Annotated in this window: 14 protein-coding genes; 3 read left to right on the forward strand and 11 right to left on the reverse strand. The window is 34.1% G+C overall.

Annotated features, from left to right (window positions below; genetic code table 11):
• Positions 1-6: 6 nt before the first annotated feature.
• Positions 7-1,788, forward strand: a complete 1,782-nt coding sequence (locus tag HMPREF0389_RS03300) for an MAC/perforin domain-containing protein (protein WP_041250774.1) — start codon at positions 7-9, stop codon at positions 1,786-1,788.
• 379 nt (positions 1,789-2,167) lie between these two features.
• Here HMPREF0389_RS03300 and HMPREF0389_RS03305 read toward each other — a convergent pair whose 3' ends face one another.
• Together HMPREF0389_RS03305 and radA are read right to left on the reverse strand one after the other, a co-directional pair.
• A complete protein-coding gene (locus tag HMPREF0389_RS03305) occupies positions 2,168-3,571 on the reverse strand; it encodes a hypothetical protein (RefSeq protein ID WP_014262307.1) in 1,404 nt (467 codons plus the stop codon).
• Between the two features lie 200 nt (positions 3,572-3,771).
• Complete coding sequence (gene radA, locus HMPREF0389_RS03310) at positions 3,772-5,133, reverse strand: DNA repair protein RadA (protein WP_014262308.1); 1,362 nt, start codon at positions 5,131-5,133, stop codon at positions 3,772-3,774.
• Between the two features lie 443 nt (positions 5,134-5,576).
• Here radA and HMPREF0389_RS03315 point away from each other — a divergent pair, with 443 nt between their 5' ends.
• Complete coding sequence (locus tag HMPREF0389_RS03315; protein ID WP_014262309.1) at positions 5,577-6,713, forward strand: sodium ion-translocating decarboxylase subunit beta; 1,137 nt, start codon at positions 5,577-5,579, stop codon at positions 6,711-6,713.
• Positions 6,714-7,022: 309 nt separating this feature from the next.
• The gene (locus HMPREF0389_RS03320; RefSeq protein WP_041250775.1) at positions 7,023-7,421 is read left to right on the forward strand and encodes a hypothetical protein; all 399 of its coding nucleotides are present in this window, start codon (positions 7,023-7,025) and stop codon (positions 7,419-7,421) included.
• Between the two features lie 96 nt (positions 7,422-7,517).
• Here the strand turns inward: HMPREF0389_RS03320 and HMPREF0389_RS03325 are convergent, their stop codons facing one another.
• The 9 genes from HMPREF0389_RS03325 to HMPREF0389_RS03365 all read right to left on the reverse strand — a co-directional run bounded on the left by HMPREF0389_RS03325 (position 7,518) and on the right by HMPREF0389_RS03365 (position 16,704).
• Positions 7,518-8,210, reverse strand: coding sequence for an epoxyqueuosine reductase QueH (locus HMPREF0389_RS03325; protein WP_014262310.1), 693 nt, complete (start codon positions 8,208-8,210; stop codon positions 7,518-7,520).
• A 137-nt stretch (positions 8,211-8,347) separates the two neighbouring features.
• Positions 8,348-8,725: a hypothetical protein gene (locus HMPREF0389_RS03330; RefSeq protein WP_014262311.1), complete on the reverse strand. Its 378-nt coding sequence runs from the start codon at positions 8,723-8,725 to the stop codon at positions 8,348-8,350.
• A gap of 282 nt (positions 8,726-9,007) precedes the next feature.
• A complete protein-coding gene (locus tag HMPREF0389_RS03335; protein ID WP_014262312.1) occupies positions 9,008-9,463 on the reverse strand; it encodes a YehR family lipoprotein in 456 nt (151 codons plus the stop codon).
• Positions 9,464-9,725: 262 nt separating this feature from the next.
• On the reverse strand, positions 9,726-11,252 hold the full coding sequence (gene murJ, locus HMPREF0389_RS03340; protein ID WP_041250776.1) for a murein biosynthesis integral membrane protein MurJ: 1,527 nt from the start codon (positions 11,250-11,252) through the stop codon (positions 9,726-9,728).
• A 77-nt stretch (positions 11,253-11,329) separates the two neighbouring features.
• Positions 11,330-11,920 carry a GNAT family N-acetyltransferase gene (locus HMPREF0389_RS03345; protein WP_014262314.1) on the reverse strand — a complete coding sequence of 197 codons (591 nt, stop codon included), beginning with the start codon at positions 11,918-11,920 and terminating at the stop codon, positions 11,330-11,332.
• Positions 11,921-11,935: 15 nt separating this feature from the next.
• Positions 11,936-13,261, reverse strand: coding sequence for a replicative DNA helicase (gene dnaB, locus HMPREF0389_RS03350; protein WP_014262315.1), 1,326 nt, complete (start codon positions 13,259-13,261; stop codon positions 11,936-11,938).
• Positions 13,262-13,316: 55 nt separating this feature from the next.
• A complete protein-coding gene (gene rplI / locus HMPREF0389_RS03355; RefSeq protein WP_014262316.1) occupies positions 13,317-13,763 on the reverse strand; it encodes a 50S ribosomal protein L9 in 447 nt (148 codons plus the stop codon).
• On the reverse strand, positions 13,760-15,748 hold the full coding sequence (locus tag HMPREF0389_RS03360; protein ID WP_014262317.1) for a DHH family phosphoesterase: 1,989 nt from the start codon (positions 15,746-15,748) through the stop codon (positions 13,760-13,762). The genes rplI and HMPREF0389_RS03360 overlap by 4 nt, the downstream gene beginning before the upstream one ends.
• Positions 15,745-16,704 carry a DUF2232 domain-containing protein gene (locus HMPREF0389_RS03365; RefSeq protein ID WP_041250777.1) on the reverse strand — a complete coding sequence of 320 codons (960 nt, stop codon included), beginning with the start codon at positions 16,702-16,704 and terminating at the stop codon, positions 15,745-15,747. Before HMPREF0389_RS03365 ends, HMPREF0389_RS03360 begins: the two co-directional genes overlap by 4 nt.
• Positions 16,705-16,871 lie beyond the last annotated feature (167 nt).

Genomic DNA, 16,871 nt, shown 5'->3' on the forward strand with positions numbered 1-16,871 from the left:
GATGATTTGAAAACAGAACTTGAACAATTAGAGAAAGAACTGAATGGAGAACTGAAAATACCAGATGGTATTTTCAAATCAGATAATATCATTAAACCGAACAATGCACATAAAGGCATTTATGAAAAAATAAATGATAAAACCACTCCTGATGATACAAAAAAAACATCACCGCTTGAACAGGAAAAATTAGATAACACCATAACAAAAGAAGATTTGAAAAAGACAGGAATGCAAGCAGTCCGCTCTCTGGGCAAAGGCTACAATGTATTCGGAGAATACGGTTCCCTCACTGCTACCAAAGCTCCCGTATTTAATTTTGATAAAATTTTAGAATACAACTGGATTCAAGAAAAAAATCTTGGAAGCGACATTCATCAAAATACAATTATTTCCGAATCATTGCAGGAATATCAAACAGAAATGACCAACAAAGCCAAAATTGGCGGTAGTTACAAGTGTTTCTCCGGAAGTGTCGAAACAAATTTCGGAAAAACAACCGGACAAAGTAAATTTAAGTACCATGCGACACATATGTATGAAAAACGTCTGAATGGTTTTTATATCTATTATCCGGATTCTTCCAAATACAGAGAATGTTTGACAGAAAGTGCAAAAAAGGCAATTGATACTGCTCCGATAGACCAATTATTTGGCGATTACGGTCATTATGTTCTGATGGGAATGATTACGGGCGGTCGTGTCGATATCAATACAACAATTGACAAAAGCACTGTTTATGGAAAAGAGGATTTCGCATTAAAAGTAAAGGCAGGATTCAATGCACTGATTGCAAGCGGAAATGCTGAAAACGAATACAAAAAATCTACTGCTTATAAAAACTTTGCATCCAAATCCGACATTAACCTCCATGTTGTAGGAAATAGCACCTCTATTTATCTAAATGACTTTTTGGAAGGAAGCGATAAGTTAACAGAGTGGGAAAAAAATATAGAAAGTCATGCAACTATGATTGATTTCAATGACATGCATAGACCACTGATTCCTATTTGGGAGCTTGCAGGTACAGAAAAACGAAAAAATCAAATCAAGTCGGAATTTGAAAAAATTGCAGGAGATATCAACAAAAAAATACCGGGAGTTGCTCCGGAGACAAAAAACTATTTATATGGCATACGATTAGGACGCGATAATGACAGTATGCAAAAAGCAATCAAAAAATCATTGGATGATAACGATGATAAAAATAAAGGGTCTACAAGATATACTGTGCTCACTTGGGAATTGTTAAGCACAGTTGAATCCAGGGACGCAAAAAAGGACATAGCAGATTTGAACCATGGAGTCGAGGTCGACAAAAGAGACTATATTGTTCTGGATTTAGGATGGTCTGATAAAAAAGAAATTGATTTAACAAAGTACGTGCCGAAATATTTATACTTCCCAAACGGTTATAAACTTTTTCCTATTACCGATATTTGTATTTATCAAGGAAATGAAAATACCAAAAATGCTGATATAAACTTCAATCACTCCGGAAACGCACAATGGTTCCGACTAGGAAAAGATTTGAACACGAACGCAGGTGGAAATTATCTATACTTGATGTGGACAGAAGATAAGTCCAGACCTCCGATTACAAATTTGGCGCTGTGTGTTGAAGATAATAACGGTGGACCGAATGAAAAATTCCCGGGTTGGGAAGTTGTTCGCTTTGCCAACAGCAATATCCCGGCAAATCTCAATTTGGGTGTCGTACAAACGGAAGGTGCTAACAAAAATAAAAGTGCTCCAAATATTTATCTTGTTATGCGACGAGAACATTAAATCGAACATTGATTATAAAAATCTTTCAATCGAAAATATAGAAAAAAACAGCAACAAAACAAAAATACTGTAATCTGATATGAATAAAAATTTACAGTATCACCAGTCAATAAAACAGGTGGTGTTTCAGAATAACAATCCGATTCACCACCTATTTTATTGTGCTTGTTCTTTTTTTGAAAACAGTGTCAATTATCTTTACAAAATGCTCTCCTTTTACTGTCATCTTTAATATTTACAAACCTTTTTTGCAAGACACGCTTGATGATTTGTACCAAATAGATTTGTTTTTATCGAAAATCCCTGCTGAATTATGAAGTATCTCATAGAATATTTGGATAGTAACAGATAGTTTTTTATCATGAATGTTTTTCTTATATTATTCTGCTTCTCTTATCACATAACGATATGTGTTCCCATCATCTTCCGACATTGCATCACTTACCCAACGATAATCTATGTTCTCTATTGAAATATAGGAAATACCGTTCTTTTCTACAACATCATCTACATATTCCTTTACACCATTATCAATATAGTATACTTGGTGTACCTTTTGGTCATATCCGAATTCTACTCCGAAGCTTCTCATGATTGGAGCAAATTCGTACATTACTTCACCTTCAGCATTTTTTGTTGTTTTCAATTTTACTTGTGTTCCGTTCTTTTCACTTTTCAATACATTTGTTTTTGTATCTAACACAATTGTATCTTTGACAGCAGGCATATATAAATCCATATACTCTTGTAGAGTAATTGCTTCTGCTCTTGTCGGTACTTTTACTTCTTTTTTGGCAACTTTTTTAGATTCTGTGTCAATTTTCATATTCACTTTCAAATATAACGGCTCATTAACACAGATATTAGCTTCCATTTCGCCTTTATAATTATCCTCAGAGAATGTTTCTTTTGTATTCAAATAACTTCCCTTTAATAATTTTTTTGCATCCGGAACACTTTTCATAATTTCTTCTTTCTTTCCATTTGCATATTCCTTTTGAATTTCAGCTACACTGTCTCCTTCAGGAATTATTTCTTTCCACTCCATAATCTTAAGAATTTGATCTAAGTTCATTACAGTTTTATCAAGAGAATGTACCGCTCTATCAATGAATTCATCAGAGTTCACTTTCATTGTGTAAGTTGCTTGTCCTTCTTTTTTCAATGGAAGATTGAATTCTATCAACTCAAAAACTTTTTCAAATTTTGTAAACAACTCATCACGCTTTTCGGGATTTGTCATTGTATCCATATAGTTTTGCATAAAAACAGTATTTTCCGGAGTCATTGCTTCTCCTGTAAATAACTCTCCCATGCCATTTGCAATTAAAATATATTCCTGTTTTACATCAGTTACTCGTTTTGGAAGTTCTCCGTTTGTGGAATATTTCATAATATCTTCCATATAATTTTTACTGATATATACATCTTTTCCGTCTATAAACACTTTTACATCTTTCAGTTGAAATTTTCCTTTATCATCTTTTCCGCTCAAAAGTGCATAACCTTTTTGTTTCTTACCCTTTTCATTTAAAGTATATCCTTTTATATCAAAATCCATGTGTGTCTTTTCTTGTGCAGGCGGTGTTGCGGTTGCTCCTTCTATTAGCGGTATCATACCCGGTGCTGTAATATCCAAACTCAACTTGCCTGTAGTTTCAAATGATTCCCAATTTGAAACTTTCTTTGCTTCTTCCATATAGGACTTTTGTTCCGGTGTACAGCCTGCCATAGTCCCAAGTGCCATACAGCTTACTAAAAATAATGCAATTCTTTTTTTCATAACTGTCTCCTCTCTTTAATTGGTACATCCATTTTTATTTTATGCAAACAAATATACTTACTTATTATTATATTAAATTTTTTCAAAATTTACAATAATATTCACTATTTTATATTTGATTTGCGTTTATTTTTTATCAATTGAGTAAATTAAGTTCATTCTATTTCCTATTTTTACTTTTTTCAAAATATGGATCACATTTATTTTGTTTTTCGAAATAGTTCAAAAACATGCCTGATTCCAACTAACTCAATTCCATCTGTCATACTTTCTTTCAAGTTGTTTTTTGGAAGAATTACTTTTTGAAATCCCAGTTTTTTCGCCTCAGCAACCCGCTTACCTGCATTCTGAACGCTTCTGATTTCTCCGGTCAAACCCACTTCTCCAAACACAACGGTATCTTCTCCCATCGGAGTTCCTTTATAGGAAGATGCTACTGCCAAAACAATTCCCAAATCAATGGACGGTTCATTGTTTTGAAATCCTCCGGTCAGATTGATATAAACATCTTGATTCTGAAGTTTCAACCCAACCTTTTTCTCAAGAACAGCAAGTAACATATTTACTCTGTTAAAATCAACTCCTGTTGCTGTTCTTCTTGGAACAGAGAAGTTGCTTGCAGATACCAATGCCTGTACTTCCACCAAAATAGGTCTACTCCCCTCCATTGTTGCTACAATCACAGACCCTGATTCTCCCTGTGGTTTTTCACTCAATAACATTGCAGACGGATTTAATATCTGTACCAATCCTTTGTTTGTCATCTCAAACATCCCAAGTTCATTGGTCGAGCCGAAACGATTTTTGACTGCACGAATCATACGATAGGAATGATATCGTTCGCCTTCAAAATAAATAACCGTATCCACCAAATGCTCTAATACCTTGGGTCCTGCAATATATCCCTCTTTCGTAACATGCCCTACTAAAAAAATACTGATTTGCTTTTTCTTTGCAAGTTCCATCAAACGAGCTGTTACTTCTTTTACTTGAGAAACAGAGCCTTGAATAGAATCTAACTCACTGGAGAAAATGGTTTGAATCGAATCTACAATAACAAAGTCGGGATGATAGGATTCTATCTCTGATTCCAATTGTTCCAATTCATTACTGTTACATAAATACATATCACAGTCTTCATCAAAAAGTCGCTCTGCACGAAGTTTGATTTGTTGTGTAGACTCTTCACCCGAAAAATACAATACTTTCTTTTGTCTACTGATATGATGTGCTACCTGCAACAACAACGTTGACTTTCCGATTCCAGGCTCTCCTCCAACCAAAACCAATGAACCTTTTACAATTCCTCCTCCTAACACTCTGTCCAATTCTTCTATTGTGGTAGAAAATCTCCTTTCATCTTGAAACTCCACCTTAGATAATGGCATTGATAAAGAAGAAGGGGAATCTTTACCTGTTCTCTTGCTTTTCTTAAGTTCACTTGCCTTTACTTCTTTTTCCTCCAAGGATGCATAAGAATGACAATTGGGACAAATTCCATACCAAGATGTCGTTTGATTCCCACATTCTTTACAAATATATACTCTTTTTATTTTGCTCATAATACCTCCGTTATCTATCCTAAAATTATTTTTCAATTATTGGTACTAAAAGTATATCCCACCTTATCTAAAACCTCAATCTTCTTTTCATCATTTAATAAATAATGCAAAATATTACTGATACTAAACACCTATTAACCAAATCTAATTTTCTCCAAGTTATATTTTTGATTGATTCATTAATCAGTTTATTTACACTTTCACAGAGTCTGTACATAACTGTTTCAAGTGTATGTAATACTTCATTTTTCAGGAAATACTTAAATAATTCTATTTAATTTTCGTATGACAAACATTAAAGCCAATCATTCTTTCCAAATCTATTCAGAACGATTGACAAACAGTGATTGTATATGTCATCATTAATGATATGTTTTTATAGTAAAACAACAGTAATTTTGATTAAATCACATTTTGAATTACAAAGAAGGGATTTTTATTTTATGGATTTTTTATATCAAGGAATATTAAGTATTACTCTTCAGCAACTCGTAATGTATGGAATCGGTTTTTTGCTCATCTATCTTGCCATTAAAAAAGATTTCGAACCGGCACTTTTACTTCCAATGGGATTTGGTGCTATTTTGGTAAATCTTCCGTTTACTGGAGTAATCAATCAAAATATAAACGGAATCGGTCAGGTCACCGGAATTATAGAATGGTTATTCCATATCGGGATTGAATCTTCAGAGGCATTACCTTTGCTTTTGTTTATCGGAATCGGAGCAATGATTGATTTCGGTCCTCTTTTATCCAATCCGAAAATGCTATTATTTGGAGCTGCTGCTCAATTTGGAATCTTTTTTGCATTATCGCTATCTACACTTATGGGATTTGATTTAAAAGATGCTGCTTCTATCGGTATCATCGGTGCTGCCGATGGTCCAACCTCCATTTTGGTTTCACAAATACTGCATTCAAAATATGTAGGTGCAATTGCTGTAGCCGCCTATTCTTACATGGCACTTGTTCCGATTGTGCAACCATTTGCCATCAAACTTGTTACAACAAAAAAAGAACGCCGCATTCCCATGAAATACAATCCGAAACAAGTGAGTAGACAGACAAAAATTCTATTTCCAATCGTAGTTACAATTGTAGCAGGTATGGTTGCTCCCATGAGTGTTTCACTTGTCGGTTTTCTGATGTTTGGAAATTTAATTCGAGAATCGGGAGTATTACAAGGATTGACTGAAACAGCAAGCACTTCATTAGCAAACTTGATTACCTTATTACTTGGAATTACCATTTCTTTTTCTATGAGAGCTGATGCTTTTGTTTCGTTAGACACTCTATTGATTATGGTAATTGGTCTATTTGCCTTTATCTTCGATACCATCGGCGGGATTATGCTTGCAAAATTATTAAACCTCTTCTGCAAAGAAAAATGTAATCCCATGGTTGGTGCAGCAGGCATCTCAGCTTTTCCAATGTCTGCTCGTGTTGTACAGAAAATGGCACTTCAGGAAGATCCGACCAATCATTTACTTATGCACGCAATCGGTGCAAATGTAGCCGGTCAAATAGGCTCTGTTGTTGCAGGTGGAGTGATATTAAATCTGATTAGAATGTATTTATAGGAGGAATCGTTAATGCGTGAAAATTTTTTCATTTCATTATCCATTATGTACAAAGGCATGCTTTCTATTTTTGTTGTATTAGGTATACTTGCTTTTATCATCTTGTTGCTTTCTCATTTTACTAACAAGAAAAAATAACCAATGAAACTTTTAAGAAGTGATTCCAACATTTCTTATTCGTCTAATTGTACAAAATGGTTGACGTATACCCTTTCATATCAATTTTTTTCTTACTATAAATGATTATTATATATATAGTACCATTACTTTTATGATATATCTATTAAGTATAAAAATGGAGGAATAGAAATGACAAATAAAAGAATATCTCCTTTTACACTCGGTTCTCTTGCCGGTCTCAATTTATTGTTATACGGGTTTTTTATCTCAAAATATATTCAAAATGAAACCATCTCCGTCGTAATTGTCACATCGTTGTACCTTTTGATATTCACATTATTCATTCTTACCGATTTGTTTATCAAAAATATGACGAAACAAAAAACAAAGCTGTTGCTCTCACTGATGGTTTTTTGTATTCAGTTTGGGCTTGGTGTTTTTTTGACAACGGTATGGTTTCGACCAAGAAGTGCTTATGTCCTGAGCCACCCGATGTGGCTTACTCATTTACGTATTCTTACGCAACTACACTATTTCATAGGAATTTCCATTCTGTTCAAAAATAATTTCAAGACTTTTCAAAAATAAACTTCCAACTTTTCAAAAAAAGAATGGATAGTTTCCTAAAACTGAATATAACCTCACTGAAAATATTCTAAAAAACCGATGAACAAAGGTACTTCCTTATTCATCGGTTTTTTTGCTTTCTTCAGATTCTTTTTTCTTTAATCGTTCCATCGAAAATTCGCAACCGCAATAATCTTGACGATACATTCCGTACTGTTCCGTAATCTCACATGACCTTTTGTATCCGCCTTTCTTTTTGAAATCTGACGGAAGAGGTGTTACTCCGTATTCTTGTCCTACTTTTTGTGCAATTCGATTCAAAACTTGAGAATTTTTGTGTGGGCTGATGGTCAAAGTTGTTGTAAAATAATCAAAATGATTGGAGCTTGCAAGTTTTGCCGCCTCACTCAACCTCATCTCATAACACTTATGACAACGCTCTCCACCTTCCGGAAGATGTTCCATTCCCTCTGCCATTTTATAAAATTTCTCAACCTCATATTTTCCTTCTATCATACGAATCGGATTCTTTGCATCTGTTAACTCAATGATTTTTTTCTGTTCTTCCACTCGATACCAGTACTCTTGAGAAGGATAAATATTCGGATTGTAATAAAATACTGTAATCTCAAAATACTTTGAAAGATACTCCAACACATAACTGCTACAAGGACCGCAACAGCTATGCAACAGAAGTGTCGGAATTTTTTCTGTTTGTTCTATCTCTCGAATAATTTTGTCCAATTCAATTTGATAATTTATCTTTGGAACAGTTGTTTGCTTTATTATTTGTATCTTTTTTTCCTGCAATGTTATCCTCCATACTTTTTTTATTGAATTCTTATCCACTTTGTACTTGACCGTAAACGACGAATCTTAAGATTTTCAGTCCTATCTTTCTCCTACCGAATATCCCGAGAATTCGGATTCACTCTTTACTGTTCTTATTATAAATTTTTTCTTTTGCTTTTTGAAATCAACATCATAAATTGAATCGCCAGGAACAAAATCATCATTCCTACTGCAATATCCGATGCAGTAAAAGGCTTGAAGTAGTAATTCCACTCTTCTCCTAAAAAATGCTTCGTCAAAAAATAAGACTCTAGTAATGAGCATATACTGAGACAAAACACCAAAAACCTTTCTTTTATTGTATGGATTGCTTTTAATAGTACTGTTCCACAAAATATGGCAAATCCATAACCTATCATTGAAAAATGTTTCATCATTGCATCACAATATAGAGCAATAAATGAATATGGAATAAGAGCAATCACAATGCATAAGTACAACATCTCTTTTGTTTTATTTTGTCTTTCTCTCATAGTATCCTCCCCCAAACATGGTATCCCTATTCCGTTGTATCACAATTTCAGTCCTTGTGTTTAACTCGCTTTTACTGACAAACTCAGCTATTTAAATGACTGTAACGATATCTTTCTACTTTGACCTAATGAGTGATAATACATCTTTTTTATCACAATCCACAATCCTATTCTTGCCTCACTTGATTGTTCGAAGTTCCTGTTGTAAACTCCAATGTTTGGTTCTGATACAAAAAGAGCATATTGTTTCCAATACACTTCTTTTTTCTCTCATTTGTTTTATTACTTGATTTCTTCAAAGCCTTTTTCTAATAACCACTTTTCGACAGCTTGCATGCTTACTTTCTTCTCTGAATCTGCCCCATCCGTAAAAATACTGTCAATTCCTTTCGCAAGATCAAAATCCAACTCTCCATAATCTATCATCACAGTTTCCACTGCTTGTTCTTCTTGGTAATCAATCGATTGTTCCACTCCTTTTATTCCTTGATAAGGTTCTGACAATCTGTCTAACAAGAAATGAATATCTTCTTTGTTTTCAACCGGAAAAATTGCATATGGCATAGTATTTGTTGCTTTTTGTTGAAGAACAGTATCGCCTTTGTAAGTATATTCCATCTGTAAGGTAATCCCGTTTTTAGTCTGTGTAAAAGTTTTCGTTTGTTCTTGTTGGCAACCTGTCAATATCATTGCACAAAACAACATAGATATGATTCCAAATATTATTTTTTTATTCAATTTATTACACTCCTTTTTCATTCAATCAACTTTTTGCAAGTTACACTACAACCCTTATCAAAAAGACAAGACTCATTGCTCCAAATAACACCTTATTTAAAATCCTATAGAAATCCTACATTTCCAACAAAACTCCAAAGAATCATATCAATTACAGTTTCTGTATAAGATTCCATCTAATTTACTTATAATGTACGACATCTTATCAAAAGAGTCAATTTCTATTTTCAATACAAGAATTACCATAAAAAGTACTTTACTCCTATTTTTTCAATCGTCTTTGAATCATTCCCACTGCTACAGTCAATTCATGGACATGTAATGTTTGGAGCATAACATAATATACTACCATTCCTACTACACTTGTGACCATCAAATTTATTACTACAGATTGAATCACCAAACCTGAGAACGCAAACATCAATTTCATCACAAATGCCATAACAAGTGCAGCTATTCCTGTTTTACAGAAAGAATCAAACAACTTTCTTCCACCAAAGTTTCCGATTTTTTTCTGTAGGTTCACAAAAAATAGCAATGCTGTCAAAATGGAAGACACTGTCGTTGCAAGAGCCAAACCTCTGTGTTGCATAAAACGAATCAAAATAAGGTTCAAAACAATATTTACTACAATGGAGATTACAGAATTAACCATTGGAGTCTTGGTATCTTCCATCGCATAAAATACCTTTTCCATAATTTGTCTCCATCCCAAAGAGATAACACTGATACAATAAAATTGCATCGCTTGAGCAGTAATCGTTACTTTCTCAGGGGTAAATTCCCCTCTACCAAAGGCAACTGATACAATCGGATTTGCCAACACTACCATAGCTAAAGCAATCGGAACCAAAAAAATGGACATACTTCCCAAACTGGTATGCAATGTTCTCTTCACCGCAGTCATATCTCCCTCTTTGGTTAATTTTGCCAACCTTGGAAAAATAGTCGTACCAACGGATGTTACAATTACACTATTGACTAACAAATTGAGTTTGTAAGCATTGTTCAAACAAGTAACTGTTCCTGTCGCCAATCCGGAACCGAGATATCTGTCCACCATTAAATTGATATCAAAAACCATTCTTCCCAAAAAAACCGGAATAATCAATATCAAAATTTTTCGTACATTTTCATCTCGAAAATCCAACATCGGATAATATCGAAACCCACTCCTGTATGCAGGAAGACCAAAATACGGAACATAAAACACATATCCTATCAAAACGCCCAATGCCAGAAAATAATAATGTTGTTCTGTTGCCAAAAAAATTCCAAAAATAATAAACAAATTGAGCGGAATCCCCATCAACCCGACAATGGTAAATTTTTCATGCACTTGAACATATCCCTGCAAAATAAAGGATATCCCTAAAAATAACATGGACCAAATCATAATCTTTGTAAATTTCAAAGCATACTGCACTGTCTCAACTTTTTCTTTTCGAATAAAAAAAGTGGTAATGATTTTTTCATCGAATATCGTAAAAAATACAATAATTAATACAGATACCAAAAATACAATACTGATTAGATTACTGTTAAATCGATCTACTTGCTCTTTTCCTTGTTGTTTTACTCGATTGTACATAGGAACATAGCAGGTCAAAATAGAGGTCGCTACCCCACCAAAAATAACCAGAGGAATATTCCACGAAATGATGAATGCATCTGTGAATGAGCTTGCTCCGAATTTCCAAGCCATAAAACCTTCACGAAAAAATCCAAGTGCCTTTGATAATAATGTAAACAACGCCATAATAAATGCCCATGACGATAAATTTGTCATACTCTGCGCTCCTTTTCTACACATATTTCCCAAGATATGAAGATTCTTCTATCCTTGCCCGGATAAATGTCTTTTTGTTATGCTCCGTATCGGATGTTATCTCTGTGAATCTGCATTTCATAATATTGAACAAAAAGATGACTCCCACTATATTTAAAGTAAGGAGCAATCTTTTCCCATCCTTCTATCTCAAACGGAACAATTTGATCATTATAACAATAATCAAAGAATTTTCTTTTTAATACGAATCCTACAGACTGATAGCAGGCAATCGCTCTGTCGTTGTATCGGGCAACTGTCAGTTTCAATTTCCGAAATTTTTCAGATTCTGTTGCCCATTTCAAAAAAGTACGCAATGCATCTCTGCCATACTTCTTTCCAATTGCGGAAGGTCGAAGTAAAATGCCTATTTCTCCTGTCTTCAATAGTGGATTCACCTTTCTGAGCGAAATATATCCAATCAAAACTCCCTCTCTATCAAAAATAGAAAAACATTGTTTTGTACCGCTTGTCTTACTCAAAAACCATTTTTTTTGTTCTTTTGCAGACCACGGCGGAAAATTATAATCAGCAAATAGAATATCTTCATGTCGCTCCCAAGATATCATTTTCTCCACATCTTCTAATTGCATAGGAGATAATTTCACATATTTTCCAAAAAGTACCATAGTATCCCTCTTCTATTATAAATTCATATCGTGACGAGGTGCGTTGTGGAACAATTGAAACTGCCCTAACCATGTCAAATCAACAGTCCCAATTTCTCCATTTCTATGTTTTGCAATAATTACTTCTGCCTTATTCTTATCCATTGTGTCTTTGTCATACACTTCATCACGATACAAAAACATAACCATATCCGCATCTTGTTCAATTGCTCCCGACTCTCTCAAATCAGATAACATCGGACGATGATCAGACCTTTGTTCAGGCGCTCTTGATAACTGTGACAGTGCAATCACAGGACATTCCAACTCTTTTGCCAAAATTTTGAGAGAACGGGAAATTTTGGAAATTTCCTGTTGTCGATTCTCTGTCTTGGAATCTCCTTCCATCAATTGAAGATAGTCTATCACAATCATATCCAATCCCTTTTCTATCTTCAGTCTTCTGCATTTTGTGCGCAACTGCACCATATTCAATCCAGCAGTATCATCAATATAGATTTTTTGAGAAGATAACAGACCCATTGCATTGGTAACTTTTTCCCATTCTTCATCTTTTAAAGAACCATTCCGAATATTGGATAATTCTACTTGTGCATTAGCTGCAATCATCCTGTCTACTAATTGTTCGTTGCTCATCTCCAAAGAAAACACAGCAACAGATGCTTTTCCTTTGATAGCAGCATTCGCCACTAAATTCAAAGAAAATGCAGTTTTTCCCATAGAAGGTCGTGCAGCAATTAAAATCAAGTCTGTAGATTGAAATCCGTTAGTCTTTCGGTCTAAATCAGTGAAACCACTTGTAATTCCTGTCAAATCTCCTTTATGTTTCGCTAATCGTTCCAAAGAATCAAACTTGTTTAACATAATGTGATCGATTGGTATCAATCCTTTGATATTTTGTTCCTGCGCAACATCAAAAACTTGTTTTTCTGCATAGTTTAAAATATCCATGACCTCTATTTCTTCTCGATAGCTTTTTTCAATAATATTCTGAGAAGCTTGAATTAAAGCTCTAAGCATAGATTTTTCTTTTACAATTTTTGCGTAGCTGATAATATTATCTGTAAAATCCGGTACGGAAGTTAAGTCTGTGATGTAAGTAATCTGCTCCGCAGATAAGTCTTCCTTCTCTAATTTATCAAGAAGTGTAATTAAATCAATCGGCTCCGACTTTTTATTCAACTGCAACATCGCACTAAAAATTTCTTGGTGAAATTCCTTATAAAAATCTTCCTCTGTGATAATGTCCGTTACCATCACAATCGCATCTTTTGACAACAAGATACTACCCAATACAGACTGCTCCGCTTGCAAAGAATACGGTACCACTTTTCCTTCCATTTAACTACACCCTCCTTTCTGCATATGTAAACGGATGCATTGCATCCGTATCTCATTAATTTAATGCTTCAATCGTTACTCTCAATTCTGCTGTTACTCTGGAATGTAATTTGATTTCTACCACAGTTGTTCCCAATTCTTTAATTGGCTCTTTCAACATAATTTTTCTTTTATCAACATCAATATTTAACTCTTTTTTGATTTGATCAGAAATATCTTTTGATGTGATAGAACCGAACAATTTCCCTTCTCCGGCCTTTGCTTTCATTACAATTCCTTTTTGTTTCAATTGTTCTTTCACTTCTTTTGCTTCTGCCTCTGCAACTTTGTCACCATGTTCTTTTGCAGCTTTCTTTTGATTCAAGTCATTTACATTTCCTTTTGTTCCTTCTATTGCCAAATTCTTCTTAAACAAGAAATTTTTCGCATAACCGTCGCTCACTTCTTTCAATTCTCCGGCTTTTCCGGTTCCCTTTACATCTTTTAGCAAAATTACTTTCATTTTGTATTCTCCTCCTCATTCAAATATTCCATCACGCTATCTTCCAAACGATCCATCGCTTCTTCCAATGTAACATCTTGGAGTTGTGTTGCTGCGGTATCCATATGTCCACCGCCACCAAGTTTTTCCATAATAATTTGTACATTCATCTTACCGAAAGAACGAGCACTAATCTGAATCACATCTGAATCATTTTTGGTAATTACAAAAGAAGAAATCACACCTTTGATATTCAGCAATTCATCTGCTACTTTCGCTGCAATCAATTTAGAATCCGATAATCTTTCGTCACAATAGGAGATTGCAATTCTACCGTCGATGATTTTTGCATTTTTGACAATTTCCGCAATCCTCATATAGCTATCCACATCTCCTTGAAAGAAAGATTTTACCTCTACGGTATCAGCACCGCATTTTCTCAAAAATGCCGCCGCCTCAAACGTTCTGACTCCTGTCTTAAAAGAAAAATTCTTTGTATCTAACATAATCCCCGCCAAAAGAGCCTCTGCTTCTAATGTGCGTAATTTCGGCTTATCCGCAATATATTGAATCACTTCTGTCACCATTTCGGAAGCGGAAGATGCATAAGTTTCATGATAAACCAACACCGCATCATCAATAAATTCTACACCTCTTCTGTGATGGTCAATCAAAACTACCCGATCACAAAGATGAATCAAGTCAGGATATTCCGTCAACATCGGTTTATGTGTATCTACAACTACAACAAGCACTCTATCCTGATTTTGACAAATCCTTTTAGCTCTTTCGTGATTCACAAATACAGTTCCCATAGAATCGTCTTGTTTGATTTTTTCATATAAAATATCAATAGAAGTATTTGAATTTTCCAATACAATGTTTGCAGTCTTTCCAAGAATTCTACAAATCCCAAATGTTCCCAGTGCTGCTCCCAAAGCATCCAAATCAGGATAAGTATGTCCCATAATCAACACTCGATCAGATGCATGTATCAAATCTTTGAGTGCATAAGAAATCATTCTTGCTTTTACCCTTGTCTTCTTTTCGATAGCCTTGGACTTTCCACCGTAAAATGTAAATCTGTCATTTCTCTTAATCACACATTGATCTCCTCCGCGACCAAGCGCCATATCCAAAGCAGAACTTGCAATATCATGTGTCTGAGAAATTGTATCTGCTCTTCCTGAAATCCCCAAAGAAAGTGTTACAGGTAAGGTATTTCCTACATCAATCGAACGAATTTCATCTAAAATAGAAAATTTATTATCTTCCATCGCCTGTAAATTTTGTTCATCCACTAATACAAAATAATGATCTTTATTTATCTTTACAATTGTTGCTCCATAATTTTCAGCCCATACCTTAAGTTTTTGCTCTACTGTAGCCTCCAAAACAGGTCTGTTAGAGTCTTCTACATTATCCAACACTTCATCAAAACTATCTACCTGAATTAAAATAATTCCTGTTTTTGTATTTTGATATTCTTGTGCCAAATCTTCATATTTTGTCTCATCAATAAAATATAACATCACCATGCCGCTATCTTTTTTAGATGTTTTTACCACATAATATACAATTCTGTATTTACGAGAATCCACATCTAAGAAAGTAGTTTCTCTCTCTCCGGTAAGCGCAACATCAGATAAATCAATTTGTTCAAAAATCTTATTGATATTTGTGCCTAACAGACCCTTTTTCATCGCAATATCAGAAAATTTCTTATTGTACCATGTAATAACACCATCTACCTTACACATACAAAGCGGAATCGGTAAATTTGTAATAGCTTGTTTCGTGCTATAATCCATATTCAAAGAAAGAGTTTCGATATATTGAGTCCATTCTATATTCTGTTTCTGTAACTCCTTCTTATTCCAAAAAAAGAGGGTAATAAGCCAAAACACTGCTAATAATGAAACATAGTAGTTATACTGCAAAAATATAACCGCAAAAAAAGCCATAGAAATTAAATAAGCTCTATAAATCTTCCATTCTATTTTCATTTTACACCTCCTGTATCCGGTTTTCTAAGGTGAAACATGGTATCAAAAAAACCGATAAATATAATAACCCATGGCACAAAGACACAAGATAATATCCACATCATGTTTCCAAAAAGAATACTGAATTTTTTTCTACACCAGTACAAAACACTCGCTGTTCCTTGTAAATACAATAAAATCACCGCAAGATACACCATGGTTACAGATATATTATATGAATAATCAATTTGTATTTTTCCAAAAAGATAACCTGTCAAAAAGATCAATCCTATCCCAAAATTAGCATGCCCCGGTAAATAAAATTCCGTAAAAACAGGATATTTTTGTGATTTTACATTACGATTCAAGAAAAAAGTTCCCAAAAAATAATTTATGGAAGAAGTAAACAAAAGACCCACAAAAGTCACTATCGGCAAGAATAATCTCATTTTATTCAACAATTCAGGAATAATCATCTCTTCAGATATATCGAAAGAATCTCTAATTTGATACAAAAGTTCAGGATTCGTTTCAAATAACGTTTTATATTCCAAAACCAAACCGTCTGTCAATCGAATTCCTGTAATCCGATAATAAGCAAAACTAAAAATAGCAACAACCGATACAGTGAAAAAAGTAGTAAGAAAAATAACTTTATCTGACGAAAAACCTCTTCTAATCCCTTCTCCCATCAACAACCCCATTACAGAAAACAGTCCTACTATCTGATAAATTGAATCAGATACAACAATAGGTTGTAACAGAAATGAAAAACCAGTCAATAAGATAAAAAAAATCAATCCATATATCATACCGCCGGACACAGTTGAAAGTAATACCACCGTAGGCAACAACATAATGCTGATATGCAATCCACTGAAAAATACAGATATCAAAATTAGCAACGTCCCAATCAGAAACAACTTCATCATACGAAAAACATATAGTTGTACATTTTTATTATTTTTCTCTGACACCGATAAAACCCCTCCTAAAATAAATCTCCTATAAAACATATGGTCAGATATTCCTCTATTATACCCTATTTTAAATCATTTTTATATATTTTTACCATAAAAACCTATACCTTTCCTCCCATGGATATAATGCCATCTATCTTCACAAAAGGAAACGCTCTGCAATA

The organism is Filifactor alocis ATCC 35896, from assembly GCF_000163895.2.
Classification (GTDB): domain Bacteria; phylum Bacillota; class Clostridia; order Peptostreptococcales; family Filifactoraceae; genus Filifactor; species Filifactor alocis.